Raw genomic sequence first — 21,214 nt, 5'->3', positions numbered from 1 at the left:
GAGAGAGAAACATGTCTCGAGTAGGTAAAAGCCCGATCGCGCTGCAAGGCGCGGAAGTCAAGCTGGCCGACGGTGCAATCACCGTCAAGGGCCCGCTGGGCACCATCACGCAAGCGATCAATCCGCTCGTGAACGTGGCGAACAACGACGGCACGCTGAATCTGTCGCCGGTCGACGAAAGCCGCGAAGCAAATGCACTGTCGGGCACGATGCGCGCGATTATCGCGAATGCCGTGCAAGGCGTGACCAAGGGTTTCGAGCGCAAGCTGACGCTGGTTGGCGTCGGTTATCGTGCGCAGGCGCAAGGCGACAAGCTGAACCTGTCGCTGGGTTTCTCGCACCCGGTGGTGCACCAGATGCCGGAAGGCGTCAAGGCTGAAACCCCGACGCAAACCGAAATCGTGATCAAGGGGATCAACAAGCAACAAGTCGGTCAAGTAGCTGCGGAAGTTCGCGGTTACCGTCCGCCGGAGCCCTACAAGGGCAAGGGCGTGCGCTATTCCGACGAGGTTGTGATCCTCAAAGAAACGAAGAAGAAGTAAGGGTGCGCAATCATGGATAAGACTCAATCTCGCCTGCGCCGCGCTCGCCAGACGCGTATCAAGATCGCTGAGCTGCAGGTCGCGCGTCTCGCCGTGCATCGCACGAACACGCACATCTACGCTCAAGTGTTCTCGCCCTGCGGCACCAAGGTGCTCGCCAGCGCGTCGACGCTCGAAGCAGAAGTGCGCGCCGAACTGGCCGACAAGTCGGGCAAGGGTGGCAACGTTAATGCTGCGACGCTGATCGGCAAGCGTATTGCCGAGAAGGCAAAGGCCGCCGGCATCGAATCCGTCGCCTTCGACCGCTCGGGCTTCCGCTACCATGGCCGCGTCAAGGCGCTGGCTGAGGCAGCTCGCGAAGCTGGGCTCAAGTTCTAAGGAAGGAATTCGTCATGGCAAAGATGCAAGCGAAAGTTCAGGCTGACGAGCGCGACGACGGCCTTCGCGAAAAGATGATTTCGGTCAACCGCGTGACCAAGGTCGTGAAGGGTGGCCGTATTCTCGGCTTCGCCGCACTGACCGTGGTTGGCGACGGCGATGGCCGCATCGGTATGGGCAAGGGCAAGGCGAAGGAAGTGCCGGTCGCTGTCCAGAAGGCAATGGAACAAGCTCGCCGCAACATGTTCAAGGTGCCGCTCAAGAACGGCACGCTGCAGCACGAAGTGCACGGCAAGCATGGCGCATCCGCTGTCCTCCTCGCTCCGGCGAAGGCAGGTACGGGTGTGATCGCCGGCGGCCCGATGCGCGCAGTGTTCGACGTGATGGGCGTTCAGAACGTCGTGGCGAAGAGCCACGGTTCGACGAACCCGTACAACCTCGTTCGCGCCACGCTGGACGGTCTGCGCAAGCAGTCGACCCCGGCAGACATCGCGGCGAAGCGCGGCAAGTCCGTCGAAGATATTTTGGGCTAAGCCCGGGTGGTCACCATGTCTGAAAAAACTGTCAAGGTTCAGCTCGTTAAGAGCCTGATCGGGACCCGCGAATCGCACCGCGCGACCGTGCGTGGCCTGGGCCTGCGCCGACTCAACTCGGTTAGCGAGCTGCAGGACACGCCGGCGGTCCGCGGCATGATCAACAAGGTCTCGTACCTCGTTAAGGTCATCGCGTAAGCGGCCCTACGGATCAAGGAGTTGATATGGAATTGAATAACCTGAAGCCGGCCGCTGGCGCCAAGCACGCCAAGCGTCGCGTCGGTCGTGGCATCGGTTCGGGCCTCGGCAAGACGGCTGGCCGTGGTCACAAGGGTCAGAAATCGCGTTCGGGCGGCTTCCACAAAGTCGGTTTCGAAGGCGGTCAGATGCCGCTGCAACGTCGTCTGCCGAAGCGCGGTTTCACGTCGCTGACGAAGGAATTCGTCGGTGAAGTGCGCCTGGGCGACCTCGAGAAGCTGCCGGTCGATGAAATCGATCTGCTCGCACTGAAGCAAGCCGGCCTGGTCGGCGAGCTGACGAAGAGCGCAAAGATCATCGCGACGGGCGAACTGAAGCGCAAGATCGTCGTGAAGGGTCTCGGTGCCACCAAGGGTGCGCGCGCTGCGATCGAAGCGGCTGGCGGTTCGTTCGCCGAGTGACACGCGTAGCGCGTCGTTACTTGCATTCATCGGAGAAGGTACTTGGCTAACAGCCCGAGTCTTGCAAAACCCGGTCGAAGCACGGCGAAATTCGGCGATCTGCGTCGGCGAGCGATGTTCCTGCTCCTGGCGCTGATCGTCTATCGCATCGGCGCGCACATCCCCGTGCCGGGCATCGATCCGGATCAACTGGCGAAGCTGTTCCAGAGCCAGGCGGGCGGCATCCTGGGCATGTTCAACATGTTTTCGGGTGGTGCGCTTTCCCGCTTCACGATCTTTGCGCTGGGGATCATGCCGTACATCTCGGCATCGATCATCATGCAGTTGCTGGCGATCGTCTCGCCGCAACTCGAGGCGCTGAAGAAGGAAGGGCAGGCAGGGCAACGGAAGATCACGCAGTACACGCGGTATTTCACCGTGGTGCTCGCGACCTTCCAGGCGTTCGGTATCGCGGCTGCGCTGGAAAACCAGCCGGGCCTCGTGATCGACCCCGGCATGCTGTTCCGACTGACGACGGTTGTGACGTTGGTTACCGGCACGATGTTCCTGATGTGGCTGGGTGAGCAGATCACCGAGCGTGGTCTGGGCAACGGCATCTCGATCATCATCTTCGGCGGGATCGCAGCAGGGTTCCCGAATGCCGTGGGTGGGCTGTTCGAGCTGGTGCGTACGGGTTCGATGAGCATCATTTCGGCGATCATCATCGTCGTTCTGATTGCCGCGGTGACTTACCTGGTCGTGTTCATCGAACGCGGTCAGCGCAAGATCCTCGTGAACTACGCGAAGCGCCAGGTCGGCAACAAGATCTACGGTGGACAGTCGTCGCACTTGCCGCTGAAGCTGAACATGTCGGGCGTGATTCCGCCGATCTTCGCATCGTCGATCATCCTGTTTCCGGCCACGATTCTCGGCTGGTTCAGCACGGGTCAGCCGACGGGGAGCTGGATCTCCAACACGTTGCATAACGTCGCGGAGGCGCTGAAGCCGGGTCAGCCGGTCTATGTGCTGCTGTACACGCTGGCAATCGTGTTTTTCTGCTTCTTCTACACCGCACTGGTGTTCAACAGCAGGGAAACCGCGGACAACCTGAAGAAGAGCGGCGCGTTTGTTCCGGGTATTCGACCGGGCGATCAGACCGCACGATATATCGACCGCATCCTCACGCGTCTGACGCTGGCTGGTGCGATCTACATCGTCTTCGTGTGTCTGCTGCCGGAATTCCTGGTGCTGCGCTGGAACGTGCCGTTTTATTTTGGTGGAACGTCGCTGCTGATCATTGTCGTCGTCACGATGGACTTCATGGCGCAGGTGCAGTCGTACGTTATGTCGCAACAGTATGAGTCGCTGCTCAAGAAGGCAAACTTCAAGGGCGGCAACATCCCAATGCGTTAATTCAGGACTATGGCCAAAGACGATGTAATCCAGATGCAGGGTGAGGTGATCGAAAACCTTCCGAATGCTACCTTCCGCGTGAAGCTGGAAAACGGCCATGTCGTGTTGGGGCATATCTCCGGGAAGATGCGGATGCACTACATCCGCATCCTGCCGGGCGACAAGGTCACGGTTGAATTGACGCCTTACGATCTGTCTCGTGCGCGGATCGTGTTCCGGGCGAAGTGATTTGAAAAAAGGGTATTATCATGAAAGTGATGGCATCGGTTAAGCGCATTTGCCGCAATTGCAAGATCATCAAGCGCAAAGGCGTCGTTCGCGTGATCTGCAGCTCGGATCCGCGCCACAAGCAGCGCCAAGGCTGACCGCGCGTTTGTTTGCGCTTTTTGTTTGAGGAAAAACAATGGCTCGTATCGCAGGGGTTAACATCCCGAATCACCAGCATACCGAGATCGGCCTGACGGCAATCTTCGGTATCGGCCGCACGCGCTCGCGCAGCATCTGCTCGGCAGCTGGCGTGGAATTCTCGAAGAAGGTCAAGGACCTGACCGACGCAGACCTCGAAAAGCTGCGTGAGGAAGTAGGCAAGTTCATCGTCGAAGGCGATCTGCGCCGTGAAGTGACGATGAACATCAAGCGCCTGATGGACCTCGGTTGCTACCGTGGTGTTCGTCATCGCAAGGGCCTGCCGATGCGCGGTCAGCGTACGCGTACGAACGCACGTACCCGTAAGGGCCCGCGTCGTGCAGCGCAAGCGCTGAAGAAGTAAGCGGAACTGACAGTTACAGGAAAACGTAATGGCTAAGGCTTCGAATACCGCGGCGCAACGCGTTCGCAAGAAGGTTAAGAAGAACGTCGCTGAAGGCGTGGTTCACGTTCACGCGTCGTTCAACAACACGATCATCACGATCACCGATCGCCAGGGCAATGCACTGGCGTGGGCGACGTCGGGCGGCCAGGGCTTCAAGGGCTCGCGGAAGTCGACGCCGTTCGCTGCTCAGGTTGCTGCTGAGTCGGCCGGTCGCGTGGCGATGGAATACGGTGTGAAGAATCTGGAAGTGCGGATCAAGGGCCCTGGCCCGGGTCGTGAGTCGGCAGTGCGTGCACTGCATGGCCTCGGCATCAAGATCACCGCGATTTCGGACGTCACCCCGATTCCGCACAACGGCTGCCGTCCGCCGAAGCGCCGTCGTATCTAAGAATGCTGCTGGCACGTTTGTGCTGGCACATTTGCCTGTCGCCGCGTAGCGTCGACGGGCGTTGCTTTTTTGATTGACTAAGCCCACCGTTCGCCCCAAAGGGCGCGAACTAGCGCGGATTCCGATCCGCGTGACTGATTGATAAAGGAATGCAAAGTGGCACGTTATATCGGCCCCAAGGCCAAGCTGTCCCGCCGTGAAGGCACCGACCTGTTCCTGAAGAGCGCGCGCCGCTCGCTCGCCGACAAGTGCAAGCTCGACAGCAAGCCGGGTCAGCACGGCCGTACCTCGGGCGCTCGTACGTCCGACTATGGTACGCAGCTGCGCGAAAAGCAGAAGGTCAAGCGTATTTACGGCGTTCTGGAGCGTCAGTTCCGCCGCTACTTCGCTGAAGCCGACCGCCGCAAGGGCAACACGGGTGAAAACCTGCTGCAACTGCTCGAGTCGCGTCTCGACAACGTCGTGTATCGCATGGGCTTCGGCTCGACCCGCGCTGAAGCGCGTCAGCTGGTGAGCCACAAGTCGATCACCGTGAACGGCGTCGTCGCGAACGTGCCGTCGCAGCAAGTGAAGGCTGGTGACATCGTCGCGATCCGCGAAAAGGCGAAGAAGCAGGCGCGTATCGTCGAAGCGCTGTCGCTGGCCGAGCAAGGCGGCATGCCGAGCTGGGTTGCAGTCGATGCGAAGAAGTTCGAAGGCACGTTCAAGCAAATGCCGGAACGCGCTGACATCGCAGGCGACATCAACGAAAGCCTGATCGTCGAATTGTATTCGCGTTAATCCGATTGACGGCCGAGGTACCCCGATTGCGTTTCGCAAGGGGGGGCCTCGGCTGTTTATTTTCTGGTTGTTACCGGTCAGCCTTATCGGTGTAACGAGCCGAGGGTATTGAAAAGGAAAGCCCATGCAAACCAGTTTGCTGAAACCCAAGATCATCGCCGTGGAATCGCTTGGCGAGAACCACGCGAGGGTGGTCATGGAACCGTTCGAACGCGGTTACGGCCACACCTTGGGCAATGCGCTTCGCCGCGTGCTGCTGTCGTCGATGGTTGGCTACGCGCCGACCGAAGTCACGATCGCTGGCGTGGTGCACGAGTACTCGACGCTTGATGGCGTGCAAGAGGACGTCGTCAACCTGCTGCTGAACCTGAAGGGTGTGGTGTTCAAGCTGCACAACCGTGACGAAGTGACGGTTACCCTGCGCAAGGAAGGCGAAGGCGTCGTTACGGCCGGCGATATCGAGCTGGCGCACGATTGCGAAGTCATCAACCCGAATCACGTGATCGCACACCTGTCGAAGGGCGGCAAGCTCGACGTTCAGATCAAGATCGAAAAGGGTCGCGGCTACGTGCCCGGCAACGTCCGTCGCTACGGCGAAGACACGGCCAAGATCATCGGCCGCATCGTCCTCGACGCATCGTTCTCGCCGGTTCGCCGCGTGAGCTATGCCGTTGAAAGCGCACGTGTCGAGCAGCGTACCGACCTCGACAAGCTCGTGATGAACATCGAGACGAGCGGCGTGATCACCCCGGAAGAGGCGATCCGTCAATCGGCCCGCATCCTGGTCGACCAGCTGTCCGTGTTCGCGGCACTGGAAGGCACGGAAACGGCAGCCGAAGCACCGTCGCGCGCGCCGCAGATCGATCCGATCCTGCTGCGTCCGGTGGATGATCTCGAGTTGACGGTTCGTTCGGCGAACTGTCTGAAGGCCGAGAACATCTACTACATCGGCGACCTGATCCAGCGCACGGAAAACGAGCTGCTGAAGACGCCGAACCTCGGTCGCAAGTCGCTCAACGAGATCAAGGAAGTGCTCGCTTCGCGCGGTCTCACGCTGGGCATGAAGCTCGAAAACTGGCCGCCGGCTGGTCTCGACAAGTAAGCCCGGTTGTTGCTGTAGTTGGCAAAGATGCGGATTTTCCTTTAAAATCCGCATCTTGCTTTTTTCGTTACCGGCCCGTGCACCCCAGCGGTGCGATAGAAGAGCTGGATCAAAACTTTGAATCAAGGAAACTGAAATGCGCCATCGTCATGGTCTGCGGAAACTGAACCGCACGAGCAGCCACCGTCTGGCTATGCTCCGTAACATGTCCAACTCGCTGATCGAGCACGAAGTCATCAAGACGACGCTGCCGAAGGCGAAGGAACTCCGTAAAGTCGTCGAGCCGCTGATCACGCTCGGCAAGAAGCCGTCGCTGGCAAACCGTCGTCTGGCGTTCAACCGCCTGCGCGATCGTGACTCGGTGGCGAAGCTGTTCGACGTGCTCGGTCCGCGTTTCGCGAACCGTCCGGGCGGCTACCTGCGCGTGCTGAAGTTCGGCTTCCGCGTCGGCGACAACGCACCGATGGCACTGGTCGAGCTGCTCGATCGTCCGGAAGTCGACGAAACGGAAGTCGTGCAAGAAGCTGAGTAAGCTTCCGGTACGCAGCAGTATCTGAAAGGGGCCGAGCAATTGCTTGGCCCTTTTTGTTTTTGGCGGCCCACGGGCTGCGATCGATTGTCGCAGGCCGGTGCCGGCAGCGTCGCGCACGCTGCGCTACGATACGGGACTGTCGGCGCGGGTACTCGACGCGATCCGTGGCGGCGAAAGCCGGTAAACCAGTCAGGAGGGCGTATGGTGGTGGTGTTGATGCTGACGACGGTGCCGGATGCGGCAACGGCCGCGGCGCTCGCCGACGGTGCGCTCGACGCGCGGCTGGCCGCATGCGTGTCGGAGCTCGGTGCGATCAAGTCGCGCTATCACTGGCAGGGGAAGGTCGAAACGGCCGACGAGATCCAGTTGCTGTTCAAGACGAGCCCCGTGCGCTCGCTCGAACTGGAGCGATTTATTCTCGCGCATCATCCGTACGAGACGCCGGAAATCGTCTCGTGGCAGGCGACGGCCTCGGTCGAGTACGGCCAGTGGGTGACCAGCGAAACTCAACGTCTATTTCATGTTTAACGGTATGGCGCTTTCCGTGCGCATGCGCGCACCGCGGTTCTTCGCGATCCTGTTGTCGTTCATTTTCGTGCTGGGCGGCCTGTCGGTCGCGCGCGCTGCCGACGATTTTCTCGATCCGTCGGTGGCGTTCAAGTTCAGCGCGAGCGAATCGCCGGGGCAGGTGGACGTGCGCTTCAAGGTCGCCAACGGCTACTACCTGTACCGCGAGCGGTTCGCGTTCGCGGTGAAGAGCGGGCAGGCGACGCTCGGCGACCCGAAATTCCCGCCCGGACATGTGAAGTTCGACCAGACGTTCCAGAAGGAAGTCGAGACCTATCGCGACGAGGTCGTGATTCACGTGCCGGTCAAGCAGGCGGCGGGGCCGTTCGAGCTCGCGGTGACGTCGCAGGGGTGTGCCGACGAAGGGATCTGCTATCCGCCTGCCGAGCATGTCGTGAAAGTCGACGGCGCGGCGCTGGGCGCGACCGCGCCGGCCGATGGCGCGATGGCTTCGGGCAGCTGGTTCGACAAGGTCACGAGCGCGGATTTCGCCCAGTCGCTGCTCGAGGGGCACGGCTTCTTCACGATCGTCGCGCTGTATTTCGTCGCGGGCGTCGTGCTGAGTCTGCTGCCCTGCTCGTATCCGATGATTCCGATCGTGTCCGCGATCATCATCGGTCAGGGCACGCGCGCGACGCATGCGCGCGGCTTTGCGCTGTCGCTCACCTACGTGGTCGGCATGGCGCTCGTTTATACGGTGCTCGGCATCGCTGCCGCGCTGGTCGGCCAGAGCCTCGGCGCTTGGCTGCAGAACCCGTGGGTGCTCGGCGCGTTCGGCGTGCTCCTCACCGCATTCGCGGTATCGCTGATTTCGGGCAAGGACATCGCGCTGCCGGAGCGCTGGCAGAACGGCGCGGCCGAAGCATCGAGCGCGCGCCAGGGCGGCCACTTCGTCGCTGTCGCCGCGATGGGGGCGTTGTCGGCGCTGGTCGTCGGCGCATGCATGACGGCGCCGCTGTTTGCGGTGCTCGCGTTCATCGCGCATACCGGCAATGCGTTGCTCGGCGGCGCCGCGCTGTTCGCGATGGGGCTGGGGCTCGGCGTGCCGCTGCTCGTGGTCGGCATCGGTGCGGGTACGGTGCTGCCGCGCGCGGGCGCATGGATGGACAGCGTCAAGGTGTTCTTCGGCATCGTGCTGCTCGCCGCCGCGCTGTGGATCGTGTGGCCGGTGCTCGCGGGCGGTCTGAAGATGGTCCTCGCCGCGTTGTGGCTGCTGGTCGCCGCCGCGGCGCTCGGCCTGTTCACGCCGCATGCCGGCGCGGCGTCGATCTGGCGCCGTCTCGGCCGCGGTCTCGGTGCGGCGCTCGCGATCTGGGCTGCGACGCTGCTCGTCGGTCTCGCGGCTGGTTCCAACGACCCCGTGAAGCCGCTGGCCGTCCTCGCGGCGCGCACGGTTGCGTCGGGCGATGCGCCGGCGGCCGGACAGCCGGGGCCGGCGTTCGCATCGGTGCGCTCCAGTGGCGAACTCGACACGCTGCTGAAGACCTCGGGCCGGCCCGTGATGCTCGATTTCTACGCCGACTGGTGCGTGAGCTGCAAGGAGATGGAGCATCTGACGTTCACGGATTCGCGCGTGCAGGCGCGGCTCGCGCAGCTTCACCTGGTGCGAGCGGACGTTACCGCGAACAATCCGGACGACCAGGCGCTGCTCAAGCGCTTCAACCTGTTCGGGCCGCCGGGCATCATCTTCTTCGATCGCAACGGCAACGAAATCGGCCGTGTGGTCGGCTATCAGGCGGCCGAGACATTCCTGCGCAGCCTCGATCGCGCAGCGGTACCGACGGTGTAACGCGCGCTCGTCGGCGTGCGCGGGCGGCCTCTGCGCCGACCGGACTGCAAATGAAAAACGGCGGGGCACCGAAGTGTCCCGCCGTTTTTTCTTGGTGCCTGCCGGCGCGCGGCTCAGCGCTGCGCTTTCAGCAGACGCGCGGCATCGAGCGCGAAGTACGTGAGCACACCATCGGCGCCCGCACGCTTGAATGCGAGCAGCGATTCGAGCACGACCTTGTCGTGGTCGAGCCAGCCGTTCATCGCGGCGGCCTTCAGCATCGCGTATTCACCGCTCACCTGGTACACATAGGTCGGGAAGCGGAACTCGTCCTTCACGCGGCGCACGATGTCGAGATACGGCATGCCGGGCTTGATCATCACCATGTCGGCGCCTTCGTCGATGTCGAGGCGTACTTCGCGCAGCGCTTCGTCGCTGTTCGCCGGGTCCATCTGGTAGGTCATCTTGTTGCCCTTGCCCAGGTTGGACGCCGAGCCGACCGCGTCGCGGAACGGGCCGTAGAACGCCGACGCGAACTTGGCCGAGTAGGCCATGATGCGCGTATGGACGTGGCCGTCGCTTTCCAGCATTTCGCGGACCGCGCCGATGCGGCCGTCCATCATGTCCGACGGCGCGACGATGTCGACCCCGGCTTCCGCCTGCGTGCGCGCCTGGTCGACCAGGATCTCGATCGTGTCGTCGTTGATCACGTAGCCATTTTCATCGAGCACGCCGTCCTGGCCGTGGCTCGTGTACGGATCGAGCGCGACGTCGGTCAGCACGCCGAGTTCGGGGAAGCGCTTCTTCAGCTCGCGCACCGCGCGCGGGATCAGGCCTTCCGGATTGGCCGCTTCGCGGCCGTCGGGCGTTTTCAGCGACGGCTCGATGGCCGGGAACAGCGACAGCACGGGCACGCCGAGTTCGACGCACTGCTCGGCGACCTGCATCAGCAGATCGACCGACACGCGTTCGACGCCGGGCATCGACGGTACGGGCTGGCGTTCGTTGGTGCCTTCGACGACGAACACCGGATAGATCAGGTCGTCGGTGGTCAGGCGGTTTTCGCGCATCAGGCGCCGGGAGAAGTCGTCGCGGCGCATCCGGCGCGGACGATGAAGCGGATGGAAGCTCATGGCGATTTGGCAGAAATCAGGGCAAGAAGAACCTTACGGAACCCTTAGGTCATTTTCGAGATCGTTGGTATATGATAGCGATCGAGCGGCACGCGTTGCGTGCTGCTCCCCGCTTCTCCTCCCTGAGCGGGTGCCTGTCGTTTTTCGATTAGGCTGTTTGACCCGCCGTTCGACGGCGGGTTTTTTTATGAGCCGGCCGAATCCGCAGGTGCCGTCAGGTGCGCACAGCCAATCCTGGCCGCGCGTTGCCCGCTCATTGTGCTACAGGCTCGCTTTTTTCGTCGGCGACGGACGGCCGCAGCCAGCTCTCGATCAGTTCGTGCGCCTCATCGAGCCCGGTGCGCTTCAGCGCCGAGAACAGCTGCACGGTCAGCTTGCCCTGCACGCCCTGGTCGCGGTACGCGTCGAGTCCTTTTTGCGTGTTACGCAGCGCATTGATGCTTTCCTGGCGCGTCAATTTGTCGCACTTCGTCAGCAGCGTGTGGATCGGCTTGCCGGTCGGCACGAACCACTCGATCATCCGGCGGTCGAGGTCGGTCAGCGGGCGGCGCGAATCCATCATCAGGATCAGGCCGCACAACTGCGAACGGGTCGCGAGGTACGAGGACAGCAGCATTTCCCAGTGGGCCTTCGCGGCCCCCGGCACTTCCGCGTAGCCATAGCCGGGCAGGTCGACGAGGTTCGCGACGGGCTCGGCGGCCGGGCCGACGGAGAAGTAGTTGATGTGCTGCGTGCGGCCGGGCGTCTTCGACGCGAAGGCGAGCCGCTTCTGGTTGCACAGCACGTTGATCGCCGTCGATTTGCCGGCATTCGAGCGGCCCGCGAACGCGATTTCCGGCTGCACCGTCGGCGGCAGGTCGCGCAGATGATTGACGGTCGTATAGAAGCGGGCTTGATGGAGCAAAAAGGCCATGGGAAACCGGAGGGACGGGGCGGCGCGAGCCGCTGGGGTGGAGGCGGGGTAGCCCCGATAGGCGCGGGAGCTTTCAGCGCGATATTGTACAATACGCCGGTTTTGCCGAAGAGTTGCGGGCGCCTGCCTCGCGCTTTTATGCAGCTTCTGCGGTAGACTGGTCGACGTCGTTTTTTGCAGAACCTCAAATTCCCACAAGACGAAACAGGGTGTGCGAATGAATCGACTGTGCAAGTCTCTGATGGTGCTTCAGGTTGCAGCAGGGTTCGTAGGTTTCGTAGCGGAGGCAAACGCGGCGGATGCGGCAAAGCCGGATCTGGACCGCGGCAAGGCGATTGCCGGGCAGGTGTGTGCGTCGTGTCACGGCGCCGACGGCAACAGCGCGTCGGGCAGTTTCCCGAAGCTCGCCGGCCAGCATCCCGAATATCTGGTCAAGCAGTTGAACGACTTCAAGACCCAGCCGGGCGCGAAGGGGCCGGCGCGGACCAATCCGGTGATGGTCGGGTTCGCGAGTGCGTTGAGTGCGGACGACATGCGCAACGTCGCCGCGTATTACGGCTCGCAGGCAACGAAGCTCGGCACCGCACGCGATGCGGCGACCGTGCCGATCGGCCAGAAGATCTATCGTGGCGGCATCGCGGAAAAGGGTGTCCCCGCCTGCGCGAGCTGTCACGGGCCGACGGGGCAGGGGCTGCCGGTCCAGTACCCGCGTCTGTCGGGGCAGTGGGCCGATTACACGGTTGCCCAGTTGACCGCGTTCCAGCAGGGTGCCGGCGCGCGCAACAACAACGAGGCGATGCATCAGATCGCATCGCGTCTGTCGGACAACGAGATCAAGGCCGTCGCGGATTACATCGCGGGCCTGCGTTGAACGGGCCGTCGCGAATGGAATGACCGTACGCCCGAAGGGCGGCCGGAGTCAGAACAAGAAAAGGGTGGGGCGCCGCGTGATCGCGGTGGCCTCGCCCTTTTTTATCGGCACTCGCCGGGCCGCCCCAGGAGTGCTGACCGCCCCTTCCGGGGCAGCGAACAAAGTGAGTGTGGGGGCTGTTTCCCCCCAAAGTCGGAGTTTGAATGAGCGTTACCACGTCGGGGTTGCAGTCGAAGTCGGGTCAAAGTGCGTCCAGGCGCGCGGTCGAGTTAGTGAGCTCGATGCGCTTCGCGATCGCGCTGCTGGTGGTGTTGTCGATCGCGAGCATCATCGGCACGGTCCTGACCCAGGACGATCCGTATCCGAACTACGTGAACCAGTTCGGGCCTTTCTGGGCGGACATCTTCCGCTCGCTTGGCCTGTACAACGTGTACAGCGCGTGGTGGTTCATGCTGATCCTGATCTTCCTCGTCACCTCGATCTCGCTGTGCGTGATCCGCAACGCGCCGAAGATGCTCGCCGATGCGAAGAGCTGGAAGGACAAGGTCCGCGAAGGCAGCCTGCGCGCGTTCCATCACAAGGCCGAATACACGGCGTCCGGCACGCGTGCGACCGTTGCGGCCACGCTCGCCACGTTCGTCGCCAAGGCCGGCTACAAGCACGTCGTGCGCGAAACCGACGGCGCGACGCTGATCTCCGCGAAGCGCGGCGCGCTGACGAAGTGGGGCTACATCTCCGCGCACCTCGCGATCGTCGTGATCTGCATCGGCGGCCTGCTCGACAGCAACCTGCCGATCAAATTCCAGATGTGGATGTTCGGCAAGAGTCCGGTCAACACGAGCGCGACGATCAGCGAGATCTCGCCCGACCACCGGCTGTCCACGTCGAACCCGACGTTCCGCGGCTACGCGTGGGTGCCGGAAGGCCAGTTCGTGTCGACCGCGATCCTGAACCAGCCGAGCGGCTCGCTGATCCAGGACCTGCCGTTCTCGATCCAGCTCAACAAGTTCATCGTCGACTACTACACGACGGGGATGCCGAAGCTGTTCGCGAGCGACATCGTCGTGATCGATCGCGAGACGGGCCAGAAGATCCCGGCGCGCGTCGAGGTCAACAAGCCGTTCACGTACAAGGGCGTGTCGATCTACCAGTCGAGCTTCCAGGACGGCGGCTCGCAGATGCAGATGACGGCCTACCCGATGACGGGCGACAACGCGAAGTCCTTCGCGGTAAAGGGCACGATCGGCAGTACGGCGCCGCTGCAGATGCCGGGCAGCGACGGCGATACGATCGAGTTCTCCGACTTCCGTGCGATCAACGTCGAAAATATGTCTGACGCGAACGGCAAGCCTGACGTGCGCGGCGTCGCGAAGACGGAATCGCTGAAGGAGGTGTTCGACGAGCGGCTCGGCTCGGGCGCGAAGACGTCGAAGCCGGTGCAGCTCCACAACATCGGCCCGTCGGTGCAATACAAGATTCGCGGCAAGGACGGCCAGGCGCGCGAATTCAACAACTACATGCTGCCCGTCGACATGGGCGGCACGCGCGTGTTCCTCGCCGGCGTGCGCGCGAGCCCGAACGATCCGTTCCGCTACATGCGGATCCCGGCCGACAGCCAGGATTCGATCGGCGAATGGATGCGCCTGCGCGCCGCGCTCGAGGATCCGGCCGTGCGTGCCGACGCCGCCGCGCGTTTCGCGCAGCGTTCGCTGCCCACGACTGAGGCGTCGCTGCGCGGCCGCCTGCAGGACAGTGCATTCAAGGTGCTGACCCTCTTCGCGGCGAGTGACGACAGCGTGGGTCGCGGCGCTGACGGCCAGCCGATCGGCGGCTTCCAGGCGGTGGCGACGTTCATCGACCGTTCGGTGCCGAAGGCCGAGCAGGAAAAGGCGGCGAGCCTGCTGCTGCGCATGCTCGAGGGCTCGATGTGGGAGGTCTGGCAGATCGCGCGCGAGCGCGCCGGCGAGCCGGCCGCCCAGCAGGGCACCGACACGATCCGCTTCGTGCAGAACGCGATCAATGCGCTATCGGACAGCTTTTTGTATGGATCGCCGGTCTATTTGCAGCTGGATTCCTTCAAGCAGGTGCAAGCTTCGGTATTTCAGTTGACGCGCGCACCTGGCAAGAATCTGGTGTATCTTGGCAGCCTGCTGTTGGTCGCCGGCATCTTCTCGATGTTCTACGTGCGTGAGCGGCGCCTCTGGTTCTGGCTCAAGGATGCCGGTTCGGGCGTCGATGTGGTGATGGCGATGTCCACGGCCCGCAAGACCTTCGATTTCGAGAAAGAATTCGTGCAGACGCGCGACGCGGCCGGCGCCGCCTTGCGCGCCGCACCGCGCGACGCCGCACCCGCAGGCGCGGCAGCGACTGCCCGTCCGCCTGCCGGCGGCGGTTCCGATTCCGATTCCGAGAATTCCACCCGGTAACATCATGGATCTCACTCAAGTTTCCTCTTCCCGTTCGGGGCCGGTCCAGGCCTCGAATCCGGCGCCGTTGTTCGACGACCGTCCGTTCCTCGCCCGCCTGTCGGTCATCGATTGGTTGTTCGCCCTGGCACTCGTGGTCGGCGCGGGCTATGCGTTCGTGCACTACAGCGAACACATGAATTACTACGACAAGGCGGTGATGATCGGCACGGTGCCGGCGCTTGTCGTGCTCGGCTGGCGCTGGAAGCCCGCTCGGCTGATGATGGCGTCGATCGCGGTGCTGTCGCTGCTGTCGATCCAGATCTACCAGGGCGATCTCGCCCGCGCCGATTCGGCGTTCTTCCTCAAGTACTTCCTGTCGAGCCAGTCCGCGATCCTGTGGATGAGCGCGCTGTTCGTGCTCGCGACGATCTTCTACTGGATCGGCTTGCTCGCACGCTCGCAGTCGGGCTCCGCGATCGGCCAGAAGCTCACGTGGGTCGCCGTGCTGATGGGCTTCACCGGCCTGATGGTGCGCTGGTACGAGTCCTACCTGATCGGTGTCGACGTCGGGCATATCCCCGTATCGAACCTGTATGAAGTGTTCGTGCTGTTCAGCCTGATCACCGCGTTGCTTTATCTGTATTACGAAGGCCACTACGGCACGCGCGCACTCGGCGCATTTGTGCTGCTGGTCATCAGCGCAGCCGTCGGCTTCCTGATGTGGTACTCGGTCGCGCGCGATGCGCAGCAGATCCAGCCGCTCGTGCCGGCGCTGCAGAGCTGGTGGATGAAGATCCACGTGCCGGCGAACTTCATCGGCTACGGCAGCTTCGCGCTGTCGGCGATGGTGTCGGTCGCGTACCTGATGAAGGAGCGCGGCGTGCTCGCCGATCGCCTGCCGACGCTCGAGGTGCTCGACGACGTGATGTACAAGTCGATCGCGGTCGGCTTCGCGTTCTTCACGATCGCGACGATCCTCGGCGCGCTCTGGGCCGCCGAAGCATGGGGCGGCTACTGGAGCTGGGACCCGAAGGAAACCTGGGCGCTGATCGTGTGGCTCAACTACGCGGCCTGGCTGCACATGCGCCTGATGAAGGGCCTGCGCGGCGCGGTCGCCGCCTGGTGGGCGCTGACCGGCCTGCTCGTGACGACGTTCGCGTTCCTCGGCGTCAACATGTTCCTGTCCGGGCTGCACAGCTACGGCAAGCTGTAAGATTTCCGACGCTGGTCCGACAAAAGACCGCCGGCGCACTGCGTGCCCGGCGGTTTTCTTTTGTAACGGGCGGGTGGCCCGGGCGTCGAACGGCGCATGATCGGCCGGGTCGAATGCTGATGAAGCGTGCGCGCCGCGCATGCAGGAGGAGCAGCACGATGTGGATCAAAACCCCTTTGCGCACCGTACTGACCGGCGGTGATATCGCGCAGAGCCAGATTACGCCGCGCGCGGTGTTCGAGAATCGGCGGCGCATATTGCAGGCGGCCGGCCTGGCGGCGGCGGGTGGATTGCTGGGCGGCAGCGGCGCGGCGTTCGCCGCCTATGCGTCACCCGACGCGCGGGCCGCGAAGCTCGCGGCGCAAACCAACCCGAAGTTCGTCGCGGCCGACAAGGTGACGCCGTTCAAGGACATCACGTCCTACAACAACTACTACGAATTCGGCACCGACAAGGGCGACCCGGCGCAAAACGCGGGCACGTTGCGGCCGCGGCCGTGGCGCGTGAGCGTCGAGGGCGAGGTGCTGCACCCGAAAGTGTTCGAGCTCGACGAACTGCTGAAGCTCGCGCCGCTCGAGGAGCGCGTGTACCGGCTGCGCTGCGTCGAGGGCTGGTCGATGGTGATTCCCTGGGTCGGCGTGCCGCTGTCCGAGCTGATCAAGCGCGTGCAGCCGACCGGCAACGCGAAATACGTGCAGTTCATCACGCTGGCCGATCCGTCGCAGATGCCGGGGTTGTCGACGCCGGTGCTCGACTGGCCGTACTCGGAAGGGCTGCGGATGGACGAGGCGATGAATCCGCTGACGCTGCTGACGATGGGCGTCTACGGCCAGGTGCTGCCGAACCAGAACGGCGCGCCGGTGCGCATCGTCGTGCCGTGGAAGTACGGCTTCAAGAGCGCGAAGTCGCTCGTGAAGATCCGCTTCGTCGACAAGCAGCCGAAGACGAGCTGGAACACATATGCGTCGAACGAATACGGTTTCTATTCGAACGTGAACCCGAACGTGGATCACCCGCGCTGGAGCCAGGCAACCGAGCGCCGGATCGGCGAGGACGGCTTCTTCACGCCGAAGCGTAAGACGCTGATGTTCAACGGCTACGGCGATCTCGTCGCGTCGATGTATCAGGGCATGGATCTGAAAAAGAATTTCTGAGCGCGACGATGAGAAACGACATGCCTCCTTCGACACTGGAGCCCGTGCGCACGTCCGGCACGCGCACGTCCGCCGCGGGGACTTCCCGGCCCGGCGCGATGCGTACTACGTCGCCGCGCTGGCTCGTGCCCGCCAAGGTGCTGGTTTTCGCGGCCGGCCTCTATCCGCTTGCGCGACTCGTGCTGTTCGGGCTGACCGACCGGCTCGGTGCGAACCCGATCGAATTCATCACGCGTTCGACGGGCCTCTGGACGCTGGTCATGCTCTGCGTCACGCTTGCCATCACGCCGCTTCGGCACGTGACGAGCGTTCCCGCGTTGCTGCGTTTTCGCCGGATGATCGGCCTGTTCGCGTTCTTTTATGCGACGCTGCATTTCACGACGTACCTGTGGTTCGACAAGTGGTTCGACGTGCTCGCGATCCTGAAGGATGTCGGCAAGCGTCCGTTCATCACGGTCGGCTTCGCTGCGTTCGTGCTGCTGATTCCGCTGGCCGCGACATCGCCGCGTGTGATGGCGCGCCGGCTCGGCCGTCGCTGGGCCACGCTGCATCGCGCGATCTATGTGATCGCGCTGTTCGGCGTGCTGCATTTCTGGTGGATGCGGGCTGGCAAGCACGATCTCGCGCAGCCGAAGCTCTATGCGACGATCGTCGCGGTGCTGCTTGGCTGGCGGCTGCTTGCATGGGGCTGGCGGCGCGTCCGTACGTGACGTGGCGGGCCCGAAAAAAACAAAAGGCGATGACGGGAAGTCATCGCCTTGGGGCGCGAGAGAAACCGCCGCGGCGGCGGCGTGCGACTACTGCGCGGAGGCCGGGCCCGATGCCGGCGTGGCGGGCTTCGGCGCACTGCTCGACAGCTCGGGCGACAGCGTGAGCGGTGTGCCGGAAGAATCGGGAATACTGTCGGAGGACGCGTTTTCATCGGTCGGCTTGACGTCCGACGGCGGCGTGTCCTGCTGCTGGATGGGCTTCGCCGGCAACGGGGGCACGGTAGGCAGATAGAGCGGACCGCGTTGACCGCAGCCGGCAAGAATCGCCAAAGCCGCTACAATCGCGCTCATCCGGAAAACGACTCGCATGATCGTCCCTGAACAATTATTCAACCGATAGAGTTTAGCATGTCCGATACTGAATACCTGGCCCGTGCCGAGGCGGTGCTGGCGTCCGTCGAGCGTACCGTGGATGCCGCAAACGACGGCGATCACGACATCGATCTGGAGCGCAACGGCAGCGTGTTGACGCTCACGTTCGAGAACGGCTCGAAGATCATCATCAACCTCCAGCCGCCGATGAAGGAACTGTGGATCGCCGCGAAGGCGGGCGGATTCCATTACCGTTTCGTGGACGGCGAATGGCGCGATACGCGCACCGGCACCGAGTTCTTCTCGGCGCTCACCGACTACGCGACGCAGCAGGCCGGCCTGCCGATCACGTTCCACGCGTAACGACGCTCGCTCGCCCGTCGGGCGCCGATACGTCGGATCGACGCACAAAGAAAAAGCGCCCCGCGGGGCGCTTTTTTCATGTCCGGCCGTTCGTCAGTGGCCGCGGAACAGGTTCATGATGTCCTGCTTTTCCTGCTCGTCGACGTGCGGCACCGCTTCCTCGGTGTCCTGCACCGCCGGCGCCTGCGGCACGCCGACCGTCGACACGAAGCCGTGCCCCGGCGTGAACTCGCTGAAGTACAGCTCGCCGCCGAGCGACTGGACGTCGTCCGGCATCGTCGGCTTGAACTCCGGCACGCCCTTCAACGCCGCACCCATGTATTCGATCCAGACCGGCAGCGACAGGCCGCCGCCGGTTTCGCGATCGCCGAGGCTGCGCGGGTTGTCGTAGCCGATCCACGCGATCGCCGCGAGCGTGTGCTGGTAGCCGGCGAACCACGCGTCGTGCGAGTCGTTCGTCGTACCGGTCTTGCCCGCGAGGTCGGTGCGCTTCAGGACGTTGGTACGTGCGCCCGTGCCGCGCTGCGCGACGCTCTGCAGCAGGCTGTTCGTCACGTACGCGTTGCGGGCGTCGATCGCGCGCGGTGCATTCTGCTCGGCGATGAGCGGCTGTGCGCGCGCGACGATCGCGCCGTTCGGATCGGTCACTTCGGCGATCAGATACGGGTTCACGCGGAAGCCGCCGTTCGCGAACACCGAGTACGCGCCGGCCATCTGCAACGCCGTGACCTGGCCCGCACCGAGCGCCATCGGCAGGTAGGCCGGATGGCGGTCGGCGTCGAAGCCGAAGCGCGTGATGTACTGCTGCGCGTACTTCGTGCCGATCTGGTTCAGGATCCGGATCGACACGAGGTTGCGCGAGCGCTGCAGCGCAGTGCGCATCGACATCGGACCTTCGAAGCCGCCGCCGTAGTTCTTCGGTTCCCACGGCTGGCCGCCGGTTTCCGCGGCGCTGAAATACAGCGGGCCGTCGTTGATCACCGTGGCCGGCCCGAGGCCCTTGTCGAGCGACGCCGAGTAGATGAACGGCTTGAACGACGAACCGGGTTGCCGCCACGCCTGCGTGACGTGGTTGAACTTGTTCTTGTTGTAGTCGAAGCCGCCGACGAGCGAGCGGATCGCGCCGTCTTGCGGGACGATCGAGATGAACGCGCCTTCGACCTGCGGCAACTGCGTGATCGACCACTTGCCGGCGTCGTTCTTCACGACACGGACGATCGCGCCCGGGCGGATGCGGCGGTTCGGCTGCGCGTTGGCCGACAGCGCGCCCGACGCGAAGCGCAGGTTGTCGCCTTCGATCGTCGCGGTGCTGCCGTCGATGAAGGCCACCGTGATCTGGCGCGGGGTGGCCGCGGTGACGACCGCCGCGATCAGTTCGCCGTTGTCGGGATGCTCGAGCAGCGCGTCGTCAATCGCCTGTTCGCGGTCGTCGGCGCCGGCCGGCAGCTCGATGAAGCCTTCCGGCCCGCGATAGCCGTGGCGGCGCTCGTAATCCATGATGCCCTTGCGCAGCGCGGTGTACGCGACCTGCTGGTCGGCGGAATCGATCGTCGTGACGACGTTGAAGCCGCGCGTGTAGGTTTCCTCGCGGTACTGCGCATACATCATCTGCCGGACCATTTCCGCGACGTACTCGGCGTGCACGCTGAACTCGCGGCCCGCGCCCTTGACGACGAGCGGCTGCGCGGCAGCCTCGTCGTACTGCTCGCGCGTGATGAAGTTCAGCTCGAGCATCCGCTGAAGGATGTATTCCTGGCGGACCTTCGCGCGCTTCGGGTTGACGACCGGGTTATACGCGGACGGCGCCTTCGGCAGCCCCGCGAGCATCGCCGCTTCCGCGAGCGTGACGTCCTTCAGATCCTTGCCGAAATACACGCGCGCGGCGCTCGCGAAGCCGTACGCACGCTGGCCGAGATAGATCTGATTCATGTAGACCTCGAGAATCTGATCCTTCGTCAGCGCGCGCTCGATGCGGTACGCGAGCAGCATCTCGTAGATCTTGCGCGTGTAGGTCTTTTCACTCGACAGGAAGAAGTTGCGCGCGACCTGCATCGTGATCGTGCTCGCGCCCTGCGACGCATGGCCGTTCGTCAGCGCGACGAAGCCGGCGCGGGCGATGCCGGTGAGGTCGACGCCGCCGTGATCGTAGAAGCGCGCGTCCTCGATCGCGAGGATCGCCTTCTTGAGCGAGTCGGGCACGTCCTTGAAATGGACGATATCGCGGCGTTCCTCGCCGAATTCGCCGATCAGCACGTGATCGGACGTGTAGATGCGCAGCGGAACCTTCGGACGATAGTCGGTCAGCGCGTCGAGCGACGGCATGTTCGGCCACGCGACGACGAGCGCGTAGCCGAGCACGAGGCCGCCGGCCACGACGAGGGCCACGCACATCGCGGCGATGCCGATCAGGGCTTTCTGCCACCAGGGCCGTTTCTTCGGCTCGGGCGCGGGAGGCGGGGACGTAGGAGACGTGGATTGCATAGGCATACCGGAAAACAGTCCCGCGATTATAGCTGCCCGGTAAGACCGGTCCTGACGCGACGGGTGGCCGCCGGAAAGCGGCGTCTCGCGGTGCCGCCAGCATAACGTCCGCGCGGCCGCCGCGCGCCATGCCTGGCCATCCGG

General features: G+C 63.6%; 25 protein-coding genes. 21 read left to right on the top strand and 4 right to left on the bottom strand.

Annotation, left to right across the window (positions count from 1 at the left end; all coding sequences use genetic code 11):
* Positions 1-11 precede the first annotated feature (11 nt).
* From rplF to dsbD, 15 genes are all read left to right on the top strand, one after another.
* Positions 12-542 carry a 50S ribosomal protein L6 gene (rplF, locus tag F3J14_RS07555; protein ID WP_006752930.1) on the top strand — a complete coding sequence of 177 codons (531 nt, stop codon included), beginning with the start codon at positions 12-14 and terminating at the stop codon, positions 540-542.
* A gap of 12 nt (positions 543-554) precedes the next feature.
* A complete protein-coding gene (gene rplR, locus F3J14_RS07550; protein ID WP_006477183.1) occupies positions 555-920 on the top strand; it encodes a 50S ribosomal protein L18 in 366 nt (121 codons plus the stop codon).
* Positions 921-934: 14 nt separating this feature from the next.
* Positions 935-1,453: a 30S ribosomal protein S5 gene (gene rpsE, locus F3J14_RS07545; protein WP_006752931.1), complete on the top strand. Its 519-nt coding sequence runs from the start codon at positions 935-937 to the stop codon at positions 1,451-1,453.
* 15 nt (positions 1,454-1,468) lie between these two features.
* Positions 1,469-1,651, top strand: a complete 183-nt coding sequence (gene rpmD / locus F3J14_RS07540; RefSeq protein ID WP_006400644.1) for a 50S ribosomal protein L30 — start codon at positions 1,469-1,471, stop codon at positions 1,649-1,651.
* Positions 1,652-1,677: 26 nt separating this feature from the next.
* Positions 1,678-2,112 carry a 50S ribosomal protein L15 gene (rplO, locus tag F3J14_RS07535; RefSeq protein WP_006482880.1) on the top strand — a complete coding sequence of 145 codons (435 nt, stop codon included), beginning with the start codon at positions 1,678-1,680 and terminating at the stop codon, positions 2,110-2,112.
* Between the two features lie 42 nt (positions 2,113-2,154).
* Entirely contained in the window at positions 2,155-3,504 is a 1,350-nt protein-coding gene (secY, locus tag F3J14_RS07530; protein ID WP_011655761.1) for a preprotein translocase subunit SecY, read from the top strand.
* 9 nt (positions 3,505-3,513) lie between these two features.
* Positions 3,514-3,732 (top strand): translation initiation factor IF-1, encoded by a 219-nt coding sequence (infA, locus tag F3J14_RS07525; protein ID WP_004521905.1) that lies wholly within the window; start codon positions 3,514-3,516, stop codon positions 3,730-3,732.
* A 20-nt stretch (positions 3,733-3,752) separates the two neighbouring features.
* Positions 3,753-3,869, top strand: coding sequence for a 50S ribosomal protein L36 (rpmJ, locus tag F3J14_RS07520; RefSeq protein WP_004199844.1), 117 nt, complete (start codon positions 3,753-3,755; stop codon positions 3,867-3,869).
* A gap of 38 nt (positions 3,870-3,907) precedes the next feature.
* A complete protein-coding gene (gene rpsM / locus F3J14_RS07515) occupies positions 3,908-4,273 on the top strand; it encodes a 30S ribosomal protein S13 (RefSeq protein ID WP_006752933.1) in 366 nt (121 codons plus the stop codon).
* A 28-nt stretch (positions 4,274-4,301) separates the two neighbouring features.
* On the top strand, positions 4,302-4,703 hold the full coding sequence (gene rpsK, locus F3J14_RS07510) for a 30S ribosomal protein S11 (protein ID WP_004197937.1): 402 nt from the start codon (positions 4,302-4,304) through the stop codon (positions 4,701-4,703).
* Positions 4,704-4,859: 156 nt separating this feature from the next.
* Positions 4,860-5,483, top strand: coding sequence for a 30S ribosomal protein S4 (rpsD, locus tag F3J14_RS07505; protein ID WP_006752934.1), 624 nt, complete (start codon positions 4,860-4,862; stop codon positions 5,481-5,483).
* Between the two features lie 124 nt (positions 5,484-5,607).
* The gene (rpoA, locus tag F3J14_RS07500; RefSeq protein WP_006477176.1) at positions 5,608-6,585 is read left to right on the top strand and encodes a DNA-directed RNA polymerase subunit alpha; all 978 of its coding nucleotides are present in this window, start codon (positions 5,608-5,610) and stop codon (positions 6,583-6,585) included.
* A gap of 136 nt (positions 6,586-6,721) precedes the next feature.
* A complete protein-coding gene (gene rplQ / locus F3J14_RS07495; protein WP_166722470.1) occupies positions 6,722-7,117 on the top strand; it encodes a 50S ribosomal protein L17 in 396 nt (131 codons plus the stop codon).
* A gap of 201 nt (positions 7,118-7,318) precedes the next feature.
* Positions 7,319-7,645 (top strand): divalent-cation tolerance protein CutA, encoded by a 327-nt coding sequence (gene cutA, locus F3J14_RS07490; RefSeq protein WP_165750750.1) that lies wholly within the window; start codon positions 7,319-7,321, stop codon positions 7,643-7,645.
* On the top strand, positions 7,638-9,473 hold the full coding sequence (dsbD, locus tag F3J14_RS07485) for a protein-disulfide reductase DsbD (protein ID WP_166722469.1): 1,836 nt from the start codon (positions 7,638-7,640) through the stop codon (positions 9,471-9,473). Before cutA ends, dsbD begins: the two co-directional genes overlap by 8 nt.
* 113 nt (positions 9,474-9,586) lie before the next feature.
* Here the strand turns inward: dsbD and hemB are convergent, their stop codons facing one another.
* Entirely contained in the window at positions 9,587-10,585 is a 999-nt protein-coding gene (gene hemB, locus F3J14_RS07480) for a porphobilinogen synthase (protein WP_165750752.1), read from the bottom strand.
* 253 nt (positions 10,586-10,838) lie between these two features.
* On the bottom strand, positions 10,839-11,498 hold the full coding sequence (gene yihA / locus F3J14_RS07475; RefSeq protein ID WP_166722468.1) for a ribosome biogenesis GTP-binding protein YihA/YsxC: 660 nt from the start codon (positions 11,496-11,498) through the stop codon (positions 10,839-10,841).
* A 217-nt stretch (positions 11,499-11,715) separates the two neighbouring features.
* Here yihA and F3J14_RS07470 point away from each other — a divergent pair, with 217 nt between their 5' ends.
* The 5 genes from F3J14_RS07470 to msrQ all read left to right on the top strand — a co-directional run bounded on the left by F3J14_RS07470 (position 11,716) and on the right by msrQ (position 17,854).
* Positions 11,716-12,369: a c-type cytochrome gene (locus F3J14_RS07470; RefSeq protein WP_166722472.1), complete on the top strand. Its 654-nt coding sequence runs from the start codon at positions 11,716-11,718 to the stop codon at positions 12,367-12,369.
* Between the two features lie 203 nt (positions 12,370-12,572).
* Complete coding sequence (locus F3J14_RS07465; RefSeq protein WP_166722467.1) at positions 12,573-14,795, top strand: cytochrome c biogenesis protein ResB; 2,223 nt, start codon at positions 12,573-12,575, stop codon at positions 14,793-14,795.
* Positions 14,796-14,799: 4 nt separating this feature from the next.
* Complete coding sequence (ccsB, locus tag F3J14_RS07460) at positions 14,800-15,990, top strand: c-type cytochrome biogenesis protein CcsB (RefSeq protein WP_166722466.1); 1,191 nt, start codon at positions 14,800-14,802, stop codon at positions 15,988-15,990.
* 158 nt (positions 15,991-16,148) lie between these two features.
* Entirely contained in the window at positions 16,149-17,144 is a 996-nt protein-coding gene (msrP, locus tag F3J14_RS07455; protein ID WP_166722465.1) for a protein-methionine-sulfoxide reductase catalytic subunit MsrP, read from the top strand.
* A gap of 20 nt (positions 17,145-17,164) precedes the next feature.
* Positions 17,165-17,854 carry a protein-methionine-sulfoxide reductase heme-binding subunit MsrQ gene (gene msrQ / locus F3J14_RS07450; RefSeq protein WP_166722464.1) on the top strand — a complete coding sequence of 230 codons (690 nt, stop codon included), beginning with the start codon at positions 17,165-17,167 and terminating at the stop codon, positions 17,852-17,854.
* An 87-nt stretch (positions 17,855-17,941) separates the two neighbouring features.
* Here the strand turns inward: msrQ and F3J14_RS07445 are convergent, their stop codons facing one another.
* Positions 17,942-18,223: a lipoprotein gene (locus F3J14_RS07445; protein ID WP_166722463.1), complete on the bottom strand. Its 282-nt coding sequence runs from the start codon at positions 18,221-18,223 to the stop codon at positions 17,942-17,944.
* 39 nt (positions 18,224-18,262) lie between these two features.
* Here F3J14_RS07445 and cyaY point away from each other — a divergent pair, with 39 nt between their 5' ends.
* On the top strand, positions 18,263-18,589 hold the full coding sequence (gene cyaY, locus F3J14_RS07440; RefSeq protein ID WP_105834646.1) for an iron donor protein CyaY: 327 nt from the start codon (positions 18,263-18,265) through the stop codon (positions 18,587-18,589).
* Positions 18,590-18,682: 93 nt separating this feature from the next.
* On the opposite strand, the gene F3J14_RS07435 is transcribed toward cyaY, so the two are convergent.
* Entirely contained in the window at positions 18,683-21,070 is a 2,388-nt protein-coding gene (locus F3J14_RS07435) for a penicillin-binding protein 1A (RefSeq protein WP_166722462.1), read from the bottom strand.
* Positions 21,071-21,214 lie beyond the last annotated feature (144 nt).

This window comes from Burkholderia sp. Tr-862 (assembly GCF_011753085.1).
In the GTDB taxonomy this organism is placed as follows: domain Bacteria; phylum Pseudomonadota; class Gammaproteobacteria; order Burkholderiales; family Burkholderiaceae; genus Burkholderia; species Burkholderia ambifaria.
Note: the sequence above shows the minus strand (reverse complement) of the source record. Positions and strands in the feature narration are given on the sequence as shown.

Bases quoted from the DNA above. Each gene is read 5' to 3' on its own strand.
- rplF (WP_006752930.1), top strand. From the start codon at position 12: ATGTCTCGAGTAGGTAAAAGCCCGATCGCGCTGCAAGGCGCGGAAGTC.
- rplR (WP_006477183.1), top strand. From the start codon at position 555: ATGGATAAGACTCAATCTCGCCTGCGCCGCGCTCGCCAGACGCGTATC.
- rpsE (WP_006752931.1), top strand. From the start codon at position 935: ATGGCAAAGATGCAAGCGAAAGTTCAGGCTGACGAGCGCGACGACGGC.
- rpmD (WP_006400644.1), top strand. From the start codon at position 1,469: ATGTCTGAAAAAACTGTCAAGGTTCAGCTCGTTAAGAGCCTGATCGGG.
- rplO (WP_006482880.1), top strand. From the start codon at position 1,678: ATGGAATTGAATAACCTGAAGCCGGCCGCTGGCGCCAAGCACGCCAAG.
- infA (WP_004521905.1), top strand. From the start codon at position 3,514: ATGGCCAAAGACGATGTAATCCAGATGCAGGGTGAGGTGATCGAAAAC.
- rpmJ (WP_004199844.1), top strand. From the start codon at position 3,753: ATGAAAGTGATGGCATCGGTTAAGCGCATTTGCCGCAATTGCAAGATC.
- rpsM (WP_006752933.1), top strand. From the start codon at position 3,908: ATGGCTCGTATCGCAGGGGTTAACATCCCGAATCACCAGCATACCGAG.
- rpsK (WP_004197937.1), top strand. From the start codon at position 4,302: ATGGCTAAGGCTTCGAATACCGCGGCGCAACGCGTTCGCAAGAAGGTT.
- rpoA (WP_006477176.1), top strand. From the start codon at position 5,608: ATGCAAACCAGTTTGCTGAAACCCAAGATCATCGCCGTGGAATCGCTT.
- rplQ (WP_166722470.1), top strand. From the start codon at position 6,722: ATGCGCCATCGTCATGGTCTGCGGAAACTGAACCGCACGAGCAGCCAC.
- cutA (WP_165750750.1), top strand. From the start codon at position 7,319: ATGGTGGTGGTGTTGATGCTGACGACGGTGCCGGATGCGGCAACGGCC.
- dsbD (WP_166722469.1), top strand. From the start codon at position 7,638: ATGTTTAACGGTATGGCGCTTTCCGTGCGCATGCGCGCACCGCGGTTC.
- hemB (WP_165750752.1), bottom strand. From the start codon at position 10,585: ATGAGCTTCCATCCGCTTCATCGTCCGCGCCGGATGCGCCGCGACGAC.
- yihA (WP_166722468.1), bottom strand. From the start codon at position 11,498: ATGGCCTTTTTGCTCCATCAAGCCCGCTTCTATACGACCGTCAATCAT.
- F3J14_RS07470 (WP_166722472.1), top strand. From the start codon at position 11,716: ATGAATCGACTGTGCAAGTCTCTGATGGTGCTTCAGGTTGCAGCAGGG.
- F3J14_RS07465 (WP_166722467.1), top strand. From the start codon at position 12,573: ATGAGCGTTACCACGTCGGGGTTGCAGTCGAAGTCGGGTCAAAGTGCG.
- ccsB (WP_166722466.1), top strand. From the start codon at position 14,800: ATGGATCTCACTCAAGTTTCCTCTTCCCGTTCGGGGCCGGTCCAGGCC.
- msrP (WP_166722465.1), top strand. From the start codon at position 16,149: ATGTGGATCAAAACCCCTTTGCGCACCGTACTGACCGGCGGTGATATC.
- msrQ (WP_166722464.1), top strand. From the start codon at position 17,165: ATGCCTCCTTCGACACTGGAGCCCGTGCGCACGTCCGGCACGCGCACG.
- F3J14_RS07445 (WP_166722463.1), bottom strand. From the start codon at position 18,223: ATGCGAGTCGTTTTCCGGATGAGCGCGATTGTAGCGGCTTTGGCGATT.
- cyaY (WP_105834646.1), top strand. From the start codon at position 18,263: ATGTCCGATACTGAATACCTGGCCCGTGCCGAGGCGGTGCTGGCGTCC.
- F3J14_RS07435 (WP_166722462.1), bottom strand. From the start codon at position 21,070: ATGCAATCCACGTCTCCTACGTCCCCGCCTCCCGCGCCCGAGCCGAAG.